The 16,679-nt window shown below is 40.5% G+C and carries 16 protein-coding genes; 8 read left to right on the top strand and 8 right to left on the bottom strand.

Going from position 1 to position 16,679, the window contains the following annotated elements:
* Positions 1–13: 13 nt before the first annotated feature.
* From IQ259_RS11530 to btpA, 4 genes are all read right to left on the bottom strand, one after another.
* Complete coding sequence (locus IQ259_RS11530; RefSeq protein ID WP_193884765.1) at positions 14–250, bottom strand: hypothetical protein; 237 nt, start codon at positions 248–250, stop codon at positions 14–16.
* A gap of 625 nt (positions 251–875) precedes the next feature.
* On the bottom strand, positions 876–3,080 hold the full coding sequence (locus IQ259_RS11525; protein WP_193884763.1) for a CHASE2 domain-containing protein: 2,205 nt from the start codon (positions 3,078–3,080) through the stop codon (positions 876–878).
* A 471-nt stretch (positions 3,081–3,551) separates the two neighbouring features.
* The gene (locus tag IQ259_RS11520) at positions 3,552–4,544 is read right to left on the bottom strand and encodes a vitamin K epoxide reductase family protein (RefSeq protein WP_193884837.1); all 993 of its coding nucleotides are present in this window, start codon (positions 4,542–4,544) and stop codon (positions 3,552–3,554) included.
* 148 nt (positions 4,545–4,692) lie between these two features.
* Positions 4,693–5,541: a photosystem I biogenesis protein BtpA gene (gene btpA, locus IQ259_RS11515; protein WP_193884761.1), complete on the bottom strand. Its 849-nt coding sequence runs from the start codon at positions 5,539–5,541 to the stop codon at positions 4,693–4,695.
* Positions 5,542–6,222: 681 nt separating this feature from the next.
* On the opposite strand from btpA, the gene rimO reads away from it, so the two are divergent.
* The 3 genes from rimO to IQ259_RS11500 all read left to right on the top strand — a co-directional run bounded on the left by rimO (position 6,223) and on the right by IQ259_RS11500 (position 9,822).
* Complete coding sequence (gene rimO / locus IQ259_RS11510) at positions 6,223–7,548, top strand: 30S ribosomal protein S12 methylthiotransferase RimO (RefSeq protein ID WP_193884759.1); 1,326 nt, start codon at positions 6,223–6,225, stop codon at positions 7,546–7,548.
* 103 nt (positions 7,549–7,651) lie between these two features.
* Positions 7,652–9,166 carry a DEAD/DEAH box helicase gene (locus IQ259_RS11505; protein ID WP_193884757.1) on the top strand — a complete coding sequence of 505 codons (1,515 nt, stop codon included), beginning with the start codon at positions 7,652–7,654 and terminating at the stop codon, positions 9,164–9,166.
* Positions 9,167–9,261: 95 nt separating this feature from the next.
* The gene (locus IQ259_RS11500) at positions 9,262–9,822 is read left to right on the top strand and encodes a Uma2 family endonuclease (RefSeq protein ID WP_193884755.1); all 561 of its coding nucleotides are present in this window, start codon (positions 9,262–9,264) and stop codon (positions 9,820–9,822) included.
* A gap of 39 nt (positions 9,823–9,861) precedes the next feature.
* Here IQ259_RS11500 and IQ259_RS11495 read toward each other — a convergent pair whose 3' ends face one another.
* Together IQ259_RS11495 and IQ259_RS11490 are read right to left on the bottom strand one after the other, a co-directional pair.
* Positions 9,862–10,812: an aldo/keto reductase gene (locus tag IQ259_RS11495; RefSeq protein ID WP_193884753.1), complete on the bottom strand. Its 951-nt coding sequence runs from the start codon at positions 10,810–10,812 to the stop codon at positions 9,862–9,864.
* A gap of 216 nt (positions 10,813–11,028) precedes the next feature.
* Positions 11,029–11,253, bottom strand: coding sequence for a hypothetical protein (locus tag IQ259_RS11490; RefSeq protein WP_193884751.1), 225 nt, complete (start codon positions 11,251–11,253; stop codon positions 11,029–11,031).
* Positions 11,254–11,618: 365 nt separating this feature from the next.
* On the opposite strand from IQ259_RS11490, the gene IQ259_RS11485 reads away from it, so the two are divergent.
* Entirely contained in the window at positions 11,619–11,945 is a 327-nt protein-coding gene (locus tag IQ259_RS11485) for a DUF433 domain-containing protein (RefSeq protein WP_193884749.1), read from the top strand.
* 3 nt (positions 11,946–11,948) lie between these two features.
* Positions 11,949–12,290: a DUF5615 family PIN-like protein gene (locus IQ259_RS11480; RefSeq protein WP_193884747.1), complete on the top strand. Its 342-nt coding sequence runs from the start codon at positions 11,949–11,951 to the stop codon at positions 12,288–12,290.
* An 83-nt stretch (positions 12,291–12,373) separates the two neighbouring features.
* On the opposite strand, the gene IQ259_RS11475 is transcribed toward IQ259_RS11480, so the two are convergent.
* Both IQ259_RS11475 and IQ259_RS11470 read right to left on the bottom strand, forming a co-directional pair.
* Positions 12,374–12,871 (bottom strand): GNAT family N-acetyltransferase, encoded by a 498-nt coding sequence (locus IQ259_RS11475; RefSeq protein ID WP_193884745.1) that lies wholly within the window; start codon positions 12,869–12,871, stop codon positions 12,374–12,376.
* 2 nt (positions 12,872–12,873) lie between these two features.
* Complete coding sequence (locus IQ259_RS11470) at positions 12,874–13,047, bottom strand: DUF1902 domain-containing protein (protein ID WP_193884743.1); 174 nt, start codon at positions 13,045–13,047, stop codon at positions 12,874–12,876.
* 275 nt (positions 13,048–13,322) lie between these two features.
* Here IQ259_RS11470 and IQ259_RS11465 point away from each other — a divergent pair, with 275 nt between their 5' ends.
* From IQ259_RS11465 to IQ259_RS11455, 3 genes are all read left to right on the top strand, one after another.
* On the top strand, positions 13,323–14,756 hold the full coding sequence (locus tag IQ259_RS11465) for a BCD family MFS transporter (RefSeq protein WP_193884741.1): 1,434 nt from the start codon (positions 13,323–13,325) through the stop codon (positions 14,754–14,756).
* 54 nt (positions 14,757–14,810) lie between these two features.
* A complete protein-coding gene (locus IQ259_RS11460; protein WP_193884739.1) occupies positions 14,811–15,617 on the top strand; it encodes an inositol monophosphatase family protein in 807 nt (268 codons plus the stop codon).
* 335 nt (positions 15,618–15,952) lie between these two features.
* Entirely contained in the window at positions 15,953–16,516 is a 564-nt protein-coding gene (locus IQ259_RS11455) for a hypothetical protein (protein WP_193884737.1), read from the top strand.
* Positions 16,517–16,679: the final 163 nt, after the last annotated feature.

Genomic DNA, 16,679 nt, shown 5'->3' with positions numbered 1-16,679 from the left:
AAAAGAAGCAGTATTAACGTGTACCGCTACCGTGCTGGCTGTCAGGGCCACCGTAATTGGGCGGAATGTATACATTTTTTAATGCCTGAGAATTCACCTTGGAACTCGTCAAACTATTGCTGTTTGTATGACTTAAATCCTTCGCCACTAAACTGCTGACCCTACCTGTAGCATCAGCGATTTTAGGAATAACGAGACAGGCGCTCACACATAATATTAAAATGCCCGTAATTCTCAAGTTCGTATCCATAAAGCTTTTATTAAGTTCTTGCATTGTGAGTTCATCCAATATTTTTTTTACCTACAACAGATTCAGTCTTTTTTTCCGAAAAAATTAAGTTTTAATTAAAGTTTTTGGTTAACAGATAACTATTGGAGTGAAAAGCCGTGGTCATCAAACCTGCTCAACACTTAAGAAATATACCTAAATATCATTTATGGTCATCAGTCTAAAGTTAGAACTCTCTACGAGCGAAAGCTATCAACGTTCATTAATTCCCCATAGATAATAATCACAAATTCAAATTTTTAATAAAATCTTTATATTTCTGCGTTTAAATACTTCATTTATTTGTTAAAAAACACACATACTTTAGCGGTATTTACTTAGGGAATTGGATGCACTTAAGTAAATATCAGGAAAACGGAGCCACAAATTTTTTATTTTAGTAATCTTAATGAAATTTTAATTTATAAAAATTAAGTATAGTTCCAAATTAATTTAAATGGTGTTACTTTTCTAAATAAAATTTTTAGTCCAACCGGATGACCACAGTAAACACTCGGAACTATTATCTAGTAATTTTGTACTAAAAAAATACCATCTTTAATCCCACTTAGGCAACTGGGTGCTTATGATGGTGTCTCTTGGCTAATTAAGCCAACTCATAACGGTTTTTACCTAAGTGCTTGGCCCGGTACATGGCTGCATCTGCTTGTTTAATCAAAGTTTCTGTATCTTGGCTGTTGATGGGGTAAATACTAAGCCCAATACTGGCAGAAATTTTAGTAGTGTATCCTGACAAAACAATTGGTTCAGTAATGCTGGTTAAAATTTTTTCCGCGACTCTAGCAGCTACTTGTACATCAGGAATTGCTCTGAGAATCACTGTAAATTCATCACCACCCAAACGGGAGACAGTATCACTTCCACGTAAACAGTTGCTGAGTCTCTGGGCGACGATCACTAGCAGGCGATCGCCCATATCATGTCCTAAAGTATCATTAACCTGCTTAAAGCCATCCAAGTCAATAAACAACAGTCCCAGTAATAGATTGTTTTTTTGCGTCCAAAGCAACGACTCGTGAAGTTGTTCCGCAAAGAATTTCCGATTAGATAAACCTGTAAGGGGATCGTGGTAAGCCAAATAGCGTAAGTGGTCTTCTTTGAGTTTTAATTCAGTATTAGAGCGAAATAACTCAGCAGCCGTGCGTCTTAGTTCTTCTTCCATCAGCTTGCGCTGGGTAATATCTCGAATTACTCCAACTAAAAAGAAATTCCCCGCAGCATCTTTGTGCAGCGATCTTTTAGTTGCAATTAGATGAGTTTTGCCAGTAGCATCAGTAAATTCTTCTTCATTTTCTCGCGGTTTTTGTGTAATAAAAACCAGATTATCTTGTTGGCGAAAAACATCAGCTTCATGTCGAGGAAAAAATTCATAGTATGATTTTTCAATTAACAAACTATCTGGATAGCCAATGAATTGACAGTAAGCTTCATTTAAAACAATCCACTGATGTTGCTCATTTTTGACAAAAATTGGGTCAGGAATAGAGTTGATTACTTGATGCAAAAACTCTTTAGAACGTTTCAATTCTTCCTGCATGTACGCAATATGAAAAATCAGCCAAATAGATGCACTAACAAAGGTGATCATTCCGGGAATTAATGGTAGCCACCATCCGGATAAAAAAGCCATATAACTAGTGAAAAACAATATTAATAAAGATAGAAAAATTCTAGGAATACTTTTACTGAAGGATTTAATTCGCCAAATTATTGTTGATCCCAGATAAGACCAAGCCAAAATCCATAAGTATTCCCAGAATTTAGGCCAAACTTTCAATAAAGGTCGCCCTTCAATCGCAGCTGAGATTAACTCACTGATAAAATAAGCTTGCAGTTCAACACCAGCCACAGGCTTGGCTGCACCCAGCATTTGACTGGAGTGAGGAATAAATGCAAAATCTTGTAGACTGGGAGCAGTAGAACCAATCAATACGATGCGATCGCGTATCCAACTAACTGGCACTTTGTCATCAAGTACATCGCTCATCGATATCTGGCGGTAGCTACAGAATTCGCCAGAGGGTCTATAACAGAAGGGTTTGGGAAAGTTAGCTAAAATTTGATAGCCTTTATCATCAACTTTTATATAACCACCATCATTGGCTCGAAAACGAGTAAATACAGCCTTACCCAACCTTAAATAATCAAGTTTTTCAGTTGCTTTTTGAGGTGTAATTCCTTCTGATTGTAAATACAATAAAGCTAACTTCAGCGCAAAACTTTCATAGTGTTGATTGCCCATATGTAAATACAACAAACTGCGTCGTACTTTACCATCGGGGTCATACAATACATTATTAAAACCAACTTGTTTGTGATTTAGTTTTAGTGGAGGTGGAACACGAGTATGTTTGTTCTGCGTTAATAGTTCAATACCTATCAAATTTGGCATTGAACGATAAAAATTAACGAGATTCTCATGACCTGGATTTACTGCTAAATCTCTATAAATATCTAAGCCAATAGCACGAGGTTGATTAACTTGTAATTTCTTTAATAACTGAGCAATAACCCCATCGGGAATTGGCCAAGAACCGACTCGACGCAAAGAATCTTCATCAATTGCTACAATCGTGATGCGATTTTCTAGTTGTTCGGTTGGACGTAAGCGAAAAAATTGATCTAACCCAGCTAACTCTAAGGATTGTAACATTCCAACAGAGCGCAAAAGTAAAATGCAGGCTGCAACGGTACAAGCGACAAATAATTCTCTATATTTTCGACCAAGCGCCTGTTTCAGTTTTAATTTCAACATTAACCTGACAAAACACTTGCCTAGCTGCTTACTCATTCCCATTACCTAGTGGGGGAAAACATATCTATTGTGTACAGCTATCAACTAGCTATCAAATAACTAGTAAGTATAGCTTGCATCTTATTGTGTTCATTGTTTAAGAAATTTGTCAGTATGATTAAGTTCCACCAAAACATCTGAGAATAGTGTTGACGAAGTAGGAGTTAGGGTGAGTGCTTATGAAGCAAAAGTTAGCCAGTATTTCCTTGCTGATCAGGAACAGGTTCAGTATAAATATTGTTTGCTAATAACAAAAGTATATTTTCGCTGACTAAAAAATGACAAATATTCTATTTGAGTGGTTATGACTAAGAAACAAATATTTTGATGATTTTGTTGTAAGTTATACCAAATCTGGAAATCAGATTGGCAAAAAAATAAGTCAACTGGGAATATATTGTTACATTCAGCCAGTTGACCATGCCAATTTTAGATTTTGGGCGAAGTCCAACATTGAAGGACTAGTAATTACTTAAAATACTTGAAATTTGTTGGGCCTGTATAACCAGTAATCTTTGCTAGTTCTGCTGGGTTTTGGACTCCACTGTAACTTTGACCATTGATAATCCAAGTGGGGAAAGCTTGTATTTTTGCAGCTTGACATAATTCTGGTTTACCTTTGGGACTGTCGCCAGCACACTCTACTGGAACATTACTATCCTTGAGGATCTGATAAGCTTCTTTGCCAAAAATCAGTTTCTGTTCGTGACAGTGGGGACACCAGTAAGCAATATATTCTTTAGCACCCACTTTTGCTAAATGCTGTGCTAGAGCAATTTCTGCCTCACCAGAGGTTGTAGTAATTTCCCAACCGAATTCTGGGTTAGGTGTTTGTGCGGCTGTAGGTGTAAAACTAATCTTTTCTTGTCCAGGTGTAGAACCGGGTGTTGTGGCTGATTTGTTAACACCAGCATAAACGCCTAAAGTGCCGATTAGGGTCACCATCCCCACAATAATGGCAATAAAGAAAATTTGTCCAATATCTTCCCAAGCACGGCCAATAATTGTGAGGACTAAAAAACTCAAGGAGAATAAAGCTGAGGCTATGCAATAAGGACAAAATGCTTTGATTTGGAAAGCCAGCACATACATTAAGTAGCTGCTGAAGACAGACATAGCGATCGCTCCCACCAACAACAGCAACCATGTCCAGTTTTCTATCTGTTTGTGCTGGTTGTTGTCCTCAGATTTCAAGATTAAGGGAGCTAAAGCCAAGATCACCATACCGGTGTATGCCAAAAATCCAAACAAAGCTAGTGGTTGACCTAACACTGTAGCCCAAGCACTAGAAAGTACATCATTACAGCCTTTAGCACCAGCCTCTGCCACACAAGCTGCACTGCCTCCTGTGAGCTTTTCGATGGTGAGATAGCCTGTAACCAAAGCACCACATCCAGCGATCGCGGCAATTATTGGGCGCGACCATTTGTGAATCCAAGGAGTAGAACGGCGGCGAATCATAACTTTGAAGTATGAAGTATGAAGTGTGAAGTATGTAGACGCGCTTTGCGCGGCTTCCCAAAGGGTAGTGTGAAATTTCATCCCAGCCTGGGGCAAGTCTCTATGGATCTAAATCCTTCAGCTTTGAAGCCTTCCCACTCCCTACTCATTACGAATGTAATTTTACTTGTTCCGTTGATTTACTTGTGCCTTTAGAGTTCCAATTCCGACGTGCGGCTTCGACAAATTGACTGACGCGAATCGGATCAATTGGTTGTTCAATCCGACCATGACGTTTTAAGGAACTAGAAACTATGACACCATCTGCTGCCTGCAACAGTGTAGCAATATTTTCCCAACTGGCTCCACTACCGATAAATACTGGTGTACCGTTAGCTGCACCACAAGCTATTTCTAAATCTTCCTGATTAGGAGGACTACCTGTAGCCCAACCCGATAAAATGACTGCGTCCGCTAAACCCCGTTCAATAGTGTCTTTGACGGCGACTGTAAGATTGGGGGAACTTAAAGGCCGAGCGTGCTTAACTAAGACATCAGCCAGAATTTTGACATCGCAGCCCAATTCTCGGCGATAGCGTAGCAATTGATGGGCTTCTCCTTCAATTAATCCCTGATCTGTTGCCATTACCCCTGTTAGCACATTGACGCGGATAAATTGGGCTTGCACACAACTAGCGATCGCCATTGCACTTTTGGCATCATTTCGCAAAACATTTAACCCGATAGGTAAGGTTACTAAGTTTTGTATCCTTTGTACCACCACCGTTATGGCGCTCACAACTGCCGGGTCAACCTGATTTTTAGTAAATGGTGCGTCGAAAAAATTCTCTACAATAATGCCGTCTACCCCCCCACTGGCTAAGGCTGTTGCTTCTTGTTCGGCACGGTCAATTACTGCTTTGAGGCTACCTCCCCAGCGGGGTGAGGTGGGTAATGGCAGTAGGTGAACTACGCCAATAATGGGTGTACGAGTTTTAAAGGTCTGATATAAGTCCACGTTTTCAAACATTATTCAGGGATTAGGGATTAGGGATGGGGCATTAGGGATTAAAATTCACCTAGCTCCTATTTTCTCGTTTCTCGTCCCTCGTTCCTTCATTAGCATGAATGTGTTTCTAGTGTTTGTTTGACTGCCTCCATCCGCAGATGGAATTTAGCATCAAACGTTCCATAAGATATGTTAAGATAAAACCTGGCTGCAAGAGGAGTTTGCCACTCACAAGACGCAAGGCAGCTTCCCGGAGTTTAGGCACCTTGCCCACGCATCGTCGTTGGACTAGCCTAATCATTAGGGTTAGCATTATTGCTTGATTAGGCGTAGTCGCAAGCGCGATTTCCCTGAGGGTAGCGACTTCTCACAACAAGCCCTTTGGGCGGCTTCCCGACGGGTAGATCAACAACGCATACGCTGCGGTAATTTAAAATACCAATAGGCGATTTGTTAAAAAATATTACAAGTGTCAAATATACTCAAAGGCACTCGGATTTACCCTGGGAAACAGATTAATAGTAGACATATCATAACATGACCTTTAATTTATCCAGGTCACAGGTATATGCACAGTAACTAATAGAGGAACAATCCACCTGGGTGTTGTCAATAGAAAGGTGTGCATTACAAAGAGCGAAGTCAATCGCACTTTGTGTAGATAACAAAAAAAACCTCAGAATTTAAAGTATGGGTGAAAAGCCAACAATATCAATATCTCATTTGGGCTGTGAGAAAAATCGAATTGATACAGAACACATGCTAGGACTGCTAGTGGAAGCAGGCTATGGCGTAGATACAAACGAAGAGTTAGCAGATTACGTTATTGTTAATACATGTAGTTTTATTGAAGCAGCAAGAGAAGAATCTGTTAGAACTTTAGTAGAATTGGCAGAGGCCAATAAAAAAATCGTTATTACAGGCTGCATGGCGCAACACTTCCAAGAGCAATTGTTGGAGGAGTTGCCGGAAGCAGTAGCCGTTGTAGGTACAGGCGACTATCACAAAATCGTCAATGTCATTGAGCGGGCAGAACAAGGAGAGCGCGTAAAGCAGATTAGCGCCGAACCAACTTACATCGCCGATGAAACTACACCGCGCTACCGGACTACAACCGAGGGTGTTGCCTACCTACGGGTGGCGGAAGGATGTGATTATCGGTGTGCGTTTTGTATTATTCCTCATCTGCGAGGCAACCAGCGATCGCGTACCATAGAATCGATTGTGGCTGAAGCCGAGCAGTTAGCCAGCCAAGGGGTGAAAGAAATCATTTTGATTTCTCAAATCACTACTAACTACGGATTGGATATTTACGGCAAGCCCAAATTAGCCGAATTACTCCAAGCCTTGGGGAAAGTGGACATACCTTGGGTGAGAATGCACTATGCCTATCCCACCGGATTAACCCCAGATGTGATTGCGGCAATCGGTGAAACACCCAACGTTTTACCTTACTTGGATTTGCCCTTGCAACACTCTCATCCTGGAATTCTGCGCTCCATGAACCGTCCCTGGCAAGGGCGGGTAAACAATGAAATTATCGAGCGCATCAAAACTGCACTACCAACAGCCGTATTGCGGACAACATTTATTGTTGGTTTCCCAGGAGAAACCCAGGAGCATTTCGAGCATCTACTAAACTTCGTGCAGCAGCATGAATTTGACCATGTTGGTGTCTTTACCTTTTCGCCAGAACAAGGAACCCCCGCTTACAGTCTGCCCAATCAGTTACCCCAAGAAATCATGGACGAGCGGCGGCAAAGACTCATGGAACTTCAGCAGCCCATTTCTTGGAGCAAAAATCAACAGGAAGTCGGCAAAGTTGTTGATGTCCTGATTGAGCAAGAAAATCCTGAAAGTGGGGAATTAATTGGTCGTTCAGGAAGATGTTCGCCAGAAGTAGATGGTCAGGTGTATGTCACAGGCCAGGCAAAATTAGGAACCATTGTGCCAGTAGCAATTCGCAACGCTGACACATATGATCTTTACGGTCAAGTTGTCTCTAGTTACAAGTGAATTGAGGCAGTGCGGTTTTCTCCCAAAGGGAGAGAAACCCCCATAAGTAACTGCTGCTCAATTTCTCAGCCTCAAAGTCAAAATATAAAATCTAGGAGAATTGATGAATCTTTCGTTTATTGAACTAGGAATTTCCCAAGAACGTGCAGAACTACTAGAAAAAATGAGTTTTACTGCACCTACTAACATTCAAGTCCAAGCCATTCCTCAATTATTGGCAGGTCGGGATGTAGTGGGACAATCCCAAACAGGAACAGGCAAAACAGCTGCATTTTCCCTACCGATTTTAGAGCGGTTGGATGTAAATCAAAGAGCAGTGCAAGCTATAGTTTTAACACCAACTCGTGAATTAGCGATTCAAGTTCATGATGCTGTCAGTCAATTTATTGGCAATAGTAACTTACGGGCTTTAGCAATTTACGGTGGTCAATCAATTGATCGCCAAATTATGCAACTCAAACGCGGCGTTCACGTCGTTGTCGGTACTCCCGGACGGGTGATTGACTTGTTAGAGCGTGGTTGCTTGAAGTTGGATCAAGTCAAGTGGTTTGTGTTGGATGAAGCCGATGAAATGTTGAGCATGGGCTTTATCGATGATGTCGAGAAAATTTTGTCTCAAGCACCCCAAGATCGCCAAACAGCACTCTTCTCGGCGACAATGCCACCATCGATTCGCATGTTGGTAAACAAGTTTTTGCGATCGCCTGTGACAGTTACTGTTGAGCAACCAAAAGCTGCACCCAACAAAATCAACCAAGTAGCTTATCTTATTCCCCGTCACTGGACAAAAGCCAAAGCTTTACAGCCAATTCTGGAAATGGAAGATCCAGAAACAGCCTTAATCTTTGTGCGTACCAGAAGAACTGCGGCAGAATTAACCAATCAACTGCAAGCAGCTGGTCACAGTGTAGATGAATATCACGGTGATTTGTCCCAACAAGCCAGAGAAAGGTTATTAACTCGCTTCCGTAATCGTCAAGTACGCTGGGTAGTAGCAACTGACATTGCTGCACGGGGTTTAGACGTTGATCAATTATCCCATGTGATCAATTACGACTTGCCCGATAGCGTCGAAACCTACGTCCATCGTATCGGTCGGACTGGTCGTGCTGGTAAAGAAGGTACAGCGATTTCTTTGGTTCAGCCCTTTGAGCGCCGCAAACAGCAAGTATTTGAGCGCCACAACCGTCAAAACTGGCAATTACTTTCAATTCCCACACGGGCGCAAATTGAAGCGCGACACATCAATAAATTGCAACAACAAGTGAGAGAAGCCCTGACTGGTGAACGGTTAGCTTCATTCTTACCCATTGTCAGCGAATTAATTGAACAGTATGATGCTCATGCGATCGCCGCAGCGGCACTACAACTTGCTTACGATGAAACCCGTCCCGCTTGGTTAAGTTCAGATGTGGAAATTCCCCAAGAGGAAGTTCCTGTAGCCAAACCCAAGATCGGCGGTAAGCGTCGGGAATTTTCTGGTGACAGAAACCGTTCCTCTTGGAACAAATCAGACGCTAACAGCAGTGACGAAGACAGACGTTCTACACCCAAACCAAAACTGCGGACAGGCCGCCGTGAATCTCCTGTTTCCTCTACCAATCAAAAGCTTTCTTAAGTGCTGAGTACTGAGGGACTCATAACTCACAAAAGTAGTTAGCAGTTTCCATCAGCTTGTAGGAACATAGATAAAGATGTATTCTCTATAGTTTTATGTTCACTATTGCAGATTTAGAGCAGCTACAAGCTGAACATCCAGAATGGCAAATGGAACTGGTAGACGGTAGCATCTTGGTTATGGGGCCATCAGACTACATTTCAGAAGAAATAGGTATAGAATTTGCTCGACAGTTAGCAAATTGGGTACGCCCACGTAAGCTAGGAAGGGTTACTGGTTCTAGTGCTGGTTTTATTCTGCCTAGCTTGGAAACTAATCATGAAAAACGCAATCTCCGCGCTCCTGATGTGTCTTTTGTGTGTGCTGACAGACTCAAGACTAGCAAGCGCGATTTTGTGGAATTATTACCTGACTTGATAGTAGAGATTAAATCTAAATCAGACCGGGTTAAGACATTAGAACAAAAGATTCAACTATTTTTAGAACTGGGGTCTACTGTTGGGATCTTGATTGACCCTGACGAATTAATTTTAAAAGTTTATCGACTTAATCAAGCACCAGTAATTTTAAAAAATCACGATAAATTGACATTGCCAGATTTACTCCCTGGTTGGGAGTTAACTGTATCAGAACTGTGGCCTCCTGTATTTGAATAAGCCAGATAACAGCACATTTAAATACAGAGACCATGAAGGTTAATTCAGCCAAGGACGAGTTGCTTTTTCTAGTTCTTCGATTTCATCGTTATTTAATTTCCAGCCGAAAGCACCCGCATTTTGTTTTACTTGTTCGGCTGTTTTTACCCCAGCAATGGGAATGACATTACCTTGAGCAATTAACCAATTGAGCGCAATTTGGGCTGGGGTGCGATCGCGTTTTTCTCCCAATCTGCGTAGTAAAAATATCACTGATGCAATTTTTTGCAAGCCTTCTTTACTAAATTTTGAATCTATTCTTCTAGCTCCGCTTGGTTTATCAGCACTTTCAGGTGTGTATTTACCTGTGAGTAATCCTTGAGCTAAAGGACTATAGGCTAAAATTGTGACACCAAGCTCACGAGCGGTGGCGATAATACCTTGGCTTTCTACTTGACGAGTTAGTAAAGAATAACGTACTTGGTTTGTCGCTAACGGTACTCCCTTCGCTGCTAATATTTGATGTGCTTCACGCATTTGTGTTGCAGAGTAATTACTTACACCAATTGAGGCAATTCTTCCCTGCTTCACCTCATCTGCTAAGGTGTTCATTAGTGTTTCTTGGCTTAAAAAGAAAGCAAATGGCCAATGCACTTGATACAGTTCAATTCTCTGTAATTGCAAGCGCTTAAGGCTTTCTGTTAAAGCATCGCTGATAGATTGGGCTGTAAATCGCCAAGGGAGAGGGCTAAATTTCGTAGCAACCTGTACAGGTTGGGTTGTTTGTTTGATAAATTGCCCTAAAAATTCTTCAGACAATCCCATTCCGTAAATTTCTGCGGTGTCAAAAAAAGTCACACCAGCTTCTAAAGCTGCGGTGAAGGCTGCTTGTAACTGTTGCTGATCGTAGCCATTACCATAATTCCAAAACAGTTTATCACCCCAAGCCCAAGTTCCAATGCACAGAGGTGGAACCGCCGCACCATTTTTCCCTAATGTGATTGTTTCCACAGTTGCAATATCTATATATTTACATTTCTTTACTTTTATAGTGTAGCGTTACAGAGCGATCGCGCAACTCTGGTTGCGAGGTTGTGGCTTGCATAAAGATTTTAATCTTGACTCACAGAAACAAGATCCCCAACTTTTTTGAAAAATCAGGGATCTGCTGGCGGCAATTCTCTCAAATCAAATAGGATTGCTATAGTTGAATGTATTTACTTTTATTTATGAATTAGATGATTTTTCCTGCTTAGGTTTTTTGATTAATTCCATGTAGACATTAATCTCGCTGACTTCTACATCATGCTCAACTCTGGTTACTTTCCACCTTTCCTTTTTGAGGTAAACTTCCTCTCCTACTCTGGGAGTAAATTGGAGATCATAGAACTTTCTGAGAAAATCTTTTTGATTTTCTTCCCATAATATTACTTTGGCTACTTCTTTATTCATGGTTTCTGCCTTTTTTGTTAGTAGTTGAAGTCAGTAGTTTTATGACATACATACGGCAAGCTTATCTTACTAATTCAATGAAATAACGTAGTTAAAACCACATTTTTCACATTGATATTTTTATGTAAATTGATTACATTTGATAAAGTTACGGAGCAATATAATAACTCTAAGAAGTATTACTCTTTAGTTTACTTTAAAATCTTTTTTAGTTTTATAAAAAGTAATTTTTATTACTCAGTGTGATGGTTTGGGTGATGCCTTCTCTCTGCGAATAGGAGACCGGACACATAGCTCAAAGCGATTTTTGAAAACCCCACTACTACAATATAAGCAGCTACAATACAAACTGAGCTAGTTACTATATGACTTTCCAAGAACTAGAAAATCAAATCCTAGCACTACTTCCAACAGAGAAGGCTGCAATTATTCAAACTTTAACTCAAAATATTAACATTGGGGCAAAAGGTATCACAAAAACACCAGGTGTTTGTGGTGGAGAAGCTTGTATTTCTGGAACTCGTATTGCGATTTGGCTATTAGTTGAAGCACGTCGTCTTGGTATTACCGAAGTTCAACTTTTGCAAGATTATCCTCATATTAGTGCAGCTGATTTAGTTAATGCTTGGATATATGCAGATGCTTATCCTGAAGAAATTGAAGCTGCTATTCACGCTAATGAGGTTGCTTAAATCATGGCGCGTTTATACGCTGATGAAATGTTTCCCAGGAAGGTGAGTGAACTGTTACGAACAATGGGGCATGATGTTTTAACTGTACAAGAAGCTGGTAACGCAAATTTAGGTATTCCAGATGACGAAGTGTTAAATTTTGCAATTAGTGATAATCGAACTGTCATAACATTAAATCGTCAAGACTTTATCAAACTGCATAGAAACTCATCCGAACATTCAGGTATTATTGTTTGTACGAATGATACTGATATGTCTCGAATGGCAACTCGAATTAATGAAGCAATTACTCAAGAGGAATCATTGACAGGTAAGTTAATTCGTGTAGTATGTCTTACTAGTTAAAAATTATTATTGTGATAGCTAGATTCAGATAAATTTGAGCATAAACTGTAGAAAGGAAAGAATTTAAATGTTCAATAGTAAGACTACTGCATTCTTTTACTATTGTTGAAATATTGAATAGTTCGTTGCCTAGCCTCATCTATTAATATTTCTGTAAATTTACCTTTTGTGTACTCTCCAATAACACTACGCCAAAATTTTTGAGCGACTGTATTTGTAGTAATTTGATGAATCTCCCACTTGCCGCAAAATTGGTCAAAAACTTGAAAGGCAACCCGCTTACCAATTCCTTGATGCCTATATTTTCGTAAAATAAAGAATTCTGCTACTGAATACTGACTATCTGGAGTGTATGTGAATTGATTCACTAAAACAAATCCAGCAAGTTTTTTGTCTCCTCGAACGATGAAAGGGTAGCGATTATCTTCCACCCAGTAATAATCTAAGTATGGATATCCAAAATAACCATGCTCATTGAGTTCTTTATCCTCAAACTCTGAAAAATCATACTGATAAAGCTCCATCATCCGTTGAATGAGTGGTTTGTCATAAATTGAAGCAGACAACACCTCTACGTACATAATCAATCTTCTACTTGATTTAACTCACAAAGTTCTGGAATTATCACTTTGAGCTTTTCCGTTAGCACTTCAATAGTAGAAGCTTCCGTAACCAATCCAGGTAAATCATCACTACTAGCTACCCAAACCTCAGCTTCAGAATCCCAAAAAGCACTTACTCTAACAACAGTGTTCATGCTTTGCTTTTTTAGCTATCGCTTATATGTCAATAATTTTAATGACGGCTTTCAGCTTTGTGCAAGTAATTTATAAGGTAAAAACTCCATCTACTCTTGAGAAACATGGATACAATCAAGCACTGCTCTACAATTAAGTGAAGAATCTAGCAGTTTAAACAGGGGATTTATTTATGTCCCACTCTACACTGAAATTACGGGTTTTTTTGGAAGATCAAACAGTTTATCTTTAAGTAAAGAGAGACTATTTTGATAAACCATACGAAAAAGTAGCTATGGCAAGCGGTGAAGTGTTCGATACCAAAGCAAAATCCCTGGCTGTGTCAAGGGTGAACTTACTCACAATGTTTCGGCTTGGCCTATTTCAAATGGGTTTGGCCATGATGTCCATTTTGACTCTGGGAGTACTTAACAGGGTCATGATTCAAGAAATAGCGATTCCGGCGACGTTGGTAGCGGTGGTGTTGGCTTTACCTGCATTTGTGTCGCCTTCCCGGATTTGGTTTGGTCAGATTTCTGATGCTAAACCGTTGTGGGGTTATCATCGTACAGCTTATGTGTGGGTGGGTGCAGCCATATTTGCGATCGCGGCTTTTTTAGCTGTACAAGTAATGTGGCAGTTGAATAATGTTGCGAGTATTTCTGGTGCTTGGGTTTGGACAACTGAAACTATAGGCTGGACTGCGCTGCTATCTTTAATTTTTGCTGTGTACGGTTTAGCAATTTGCGCTAGTGGTACAGCCTTTGCTGCTTTGTTGGTGGATGTATCTGAAGAAGATAACCGTTCTAAAGTAGTGGGTGTGGTTTGGTCGATGCTGATGGCAGGGATTATTGTGGGAGCAATCATTAGTTCTAGCTTGCTCAAGCAGTTAACACCAGAAGCAACTACAGAAACATTGCAAGCAGCAGTCAACCAATTATTTATCATTGTCCCAGCTATTGTATTTGGAATGGCGATCGCATCAACATTGGGCGTTGAGAAAAAGTACTCCCAATATGCCAGCCGTTCCACATTAGTAAACCGAGAAGACAGTATCACCCTGGGTGCAGCTTGGAAAATTTTAACAGCCAGTCCCCAAACAGGTTTGTTTTTCACCTTTTTGGTGGTGATGACACTTTGTTTGTTTATGCAAGACCCAATTTTAGAACCTTATGCCGGTCAGGTGTTTAAAATGCCTTTGGCTGAAAGCACCAAGTTAAACGTTTATTACGGTATTGGATTGTTGGTTGCTTACGCTGTGGCTGGCTTTTTAATTGTGCCACGTTTAGGTAAGCGCAAAAGCGCCCGCTTAGGCTGTATGTTGGTGGCATTATGTGCATTATTGCTGGGGATTTCTGGATTTACAGCCAATGCAGCTTTTCTGAAACTGGGTTTGGTTTTATTCGGTTTAGCGACTGGTTTCTTAACAACAGCTGCAATTAGCTTGATGCTGGATTTGACAGCAGCCGAAGCCGCCGGCACATTTATTGGCGCATGGGGATTAGCACAATCTATTTCCAGGGGAATGGCAGTGGTGATTGGCGGTACACTCTTGGATATAGGGCGCAGGACACTACCCAGTCTGGAACTAGCTTACGGGTTGGTCTTTGCCCTAGAAGCAGTGGGGATGGTGGTATCGATTTGGTTTCTCAATAGAGTTAACATCACAGAATTTCAGACAAATACCAAACAAGCGATCGCCTCTGTTTTAGAAAGCGATCTAGACTGATGGAAGTTTGAAGTATGAAGTATGAAATGATCATTCCCATTCCCTCATATTCCAATGAATGATTTTTGGTTAACAGTTCTTGATTTTGCCCACATTACCACTGCAAGAGTGGGCAAACAACTGATGCAAGATTTTGGACAAGTGCAAGCTTCACAAAAAGCTGATGGTAGTTTGGTGACAAGGGCTGATCAATGGGCTGATCAGGAAATTCGAGATGCGATCGCCGCTAATTTTTCTGGTTATGGTATTTTGAGCGAAGAAGCCGACAAGACATTTCCCGGTACAGAATGGTGCTGGGTAATTGACCCCTTGGATGGGACAACTAACTTTACCCGTGGTATTCCTATCTGGTCGATTTCTCTGGGTTTGCTGTATCAAGGTACGCCTGTTTTTGGTTATGTTCACGTACCGCCACTAGCTCAAACTTTCCACGGTTTTTGGCCAGGTACATCGGGTTTAGCAACACCCACGGGAGCATTTCTCAATAATCATCCTATCCACACCAGTGCGGATGCTCCCAGTAGTAACCACTTTTTTAATCTTTGTTCTCGCAGTACATCTGTCATCCAACAAGGCTTTCCCTGCAAAATTCGCATGTTGGGTGTGGCTAGTTATAACTTTCTTACAGTTGCGACTGGGGCAGTATTAGGTGGAATTGAAGCGACACCCAAAGTTTGGGATTTAGCTGGTGCTTGGGTAATTGTGCAAGCGGCTGGTGGTAGTTGGAAATCCTTGAAATCTGAGCCATTTCCGTTGACAGTAGGAGAAGATTATAGCGATCGCTCTTTTCCGACTCTCGTCCTTAGTCGCTCAGAATTAACTCCTGTGTTTGAACCTTTTCTTAAAGATTTGAAAATTTAATATTCAACGGCTGATCACAAAAGCCTATACCTAAGTAGGTCGGTGTTAAAAATTGTCGTTATGACAAGGCAGGAGGCAGAGGGCAGAAGGCAGAAGGGAAGAGGTTTTCAACCTACTTTACTTTCCGTTACATAGTTCGGTTTATTTGCACCTTTCTACTTATATTTTAGGTATAGGCTTTTAGTTTATTAAAATTAACAAAAACTTGAACTAACTGTGTTTTTACTGTGAATTCGCTTGTGATTATCCAGATTGCTGTGAAAGACTAATGTAGCTACTAAATTACATAACGTTGTGGTTGATATCACATTTAGTAAGTTAGTACAAGTAATTTTATGTTGTCTAATCTAGACTTAATTCGTGAGTTTGTAGATAAATCTACTCGGAAACAAGATGTTTTGCTATCCAACTCTACTTTAACAGCACAAACAGTTTATAAAACTAATCAACTAACAGCTAAGTCTGAAGGCGTGATTGCTACAACACAACTGAATAGCGCATTTCCTGAGTTTTTAATTCAAGCTAAGTCATCCCATTGGGAATTGATCAATGAGGTACTAGCAGAATCTAATTATCTCCTCAAAGGAGAAATAGATCATAGAGGTTTCTATCACTATAAATATTGCGAAGTGCCAAAAGGCTATCAGATGCACTGTACTAAATCTGTTTTGCTATGGCGTGCTTGGTGGAAATATCGCAAGAATGTTTTAAGAGGTGGTATTCCGTTGGATCTTTTAATTCAGAATCGTGATTCGTGGTATCCTATTAGGGATTTAACTATTAGTGATGGACTGCTTTATATCAAAACTTTAGGAAGTGAAATCGCAGTACATTCGGAAGATTTAGTGATTTGGTTGAGTAAAGTTGAGGCAAATTCCCGTCAACAAGAGGCATTTTAAAACGCAGAGTCACGCAGAGTAGAGAGATTAAAAAATGTAAGGATTCAGGTAACAGAGTATTGACAAAGGGGACAGTTGAGGTGGAGTATCACAAATATGAACCAAAACCTGCCTCAAGAACTAGAAAAAGAAAGTTTGGGCCAGTTATCCAAAGAAGAACTGG

This window comes from Fortiea sp. LEGE XX443, assembly GCF_015206815.1.
In the GTDB taxonomy this organism is placed as follows: domain Bacteria; phylum Cyanobacteriota; class Cyanobacteriia; order Cyanobacteriales; family Nostocaceae; genus Nostoc_B.
The sequence above is the reverse complement of the archived record's forward strand: the minus strand, read 5'-3'. Positions and strand labels throughout refer to the sequence as shown.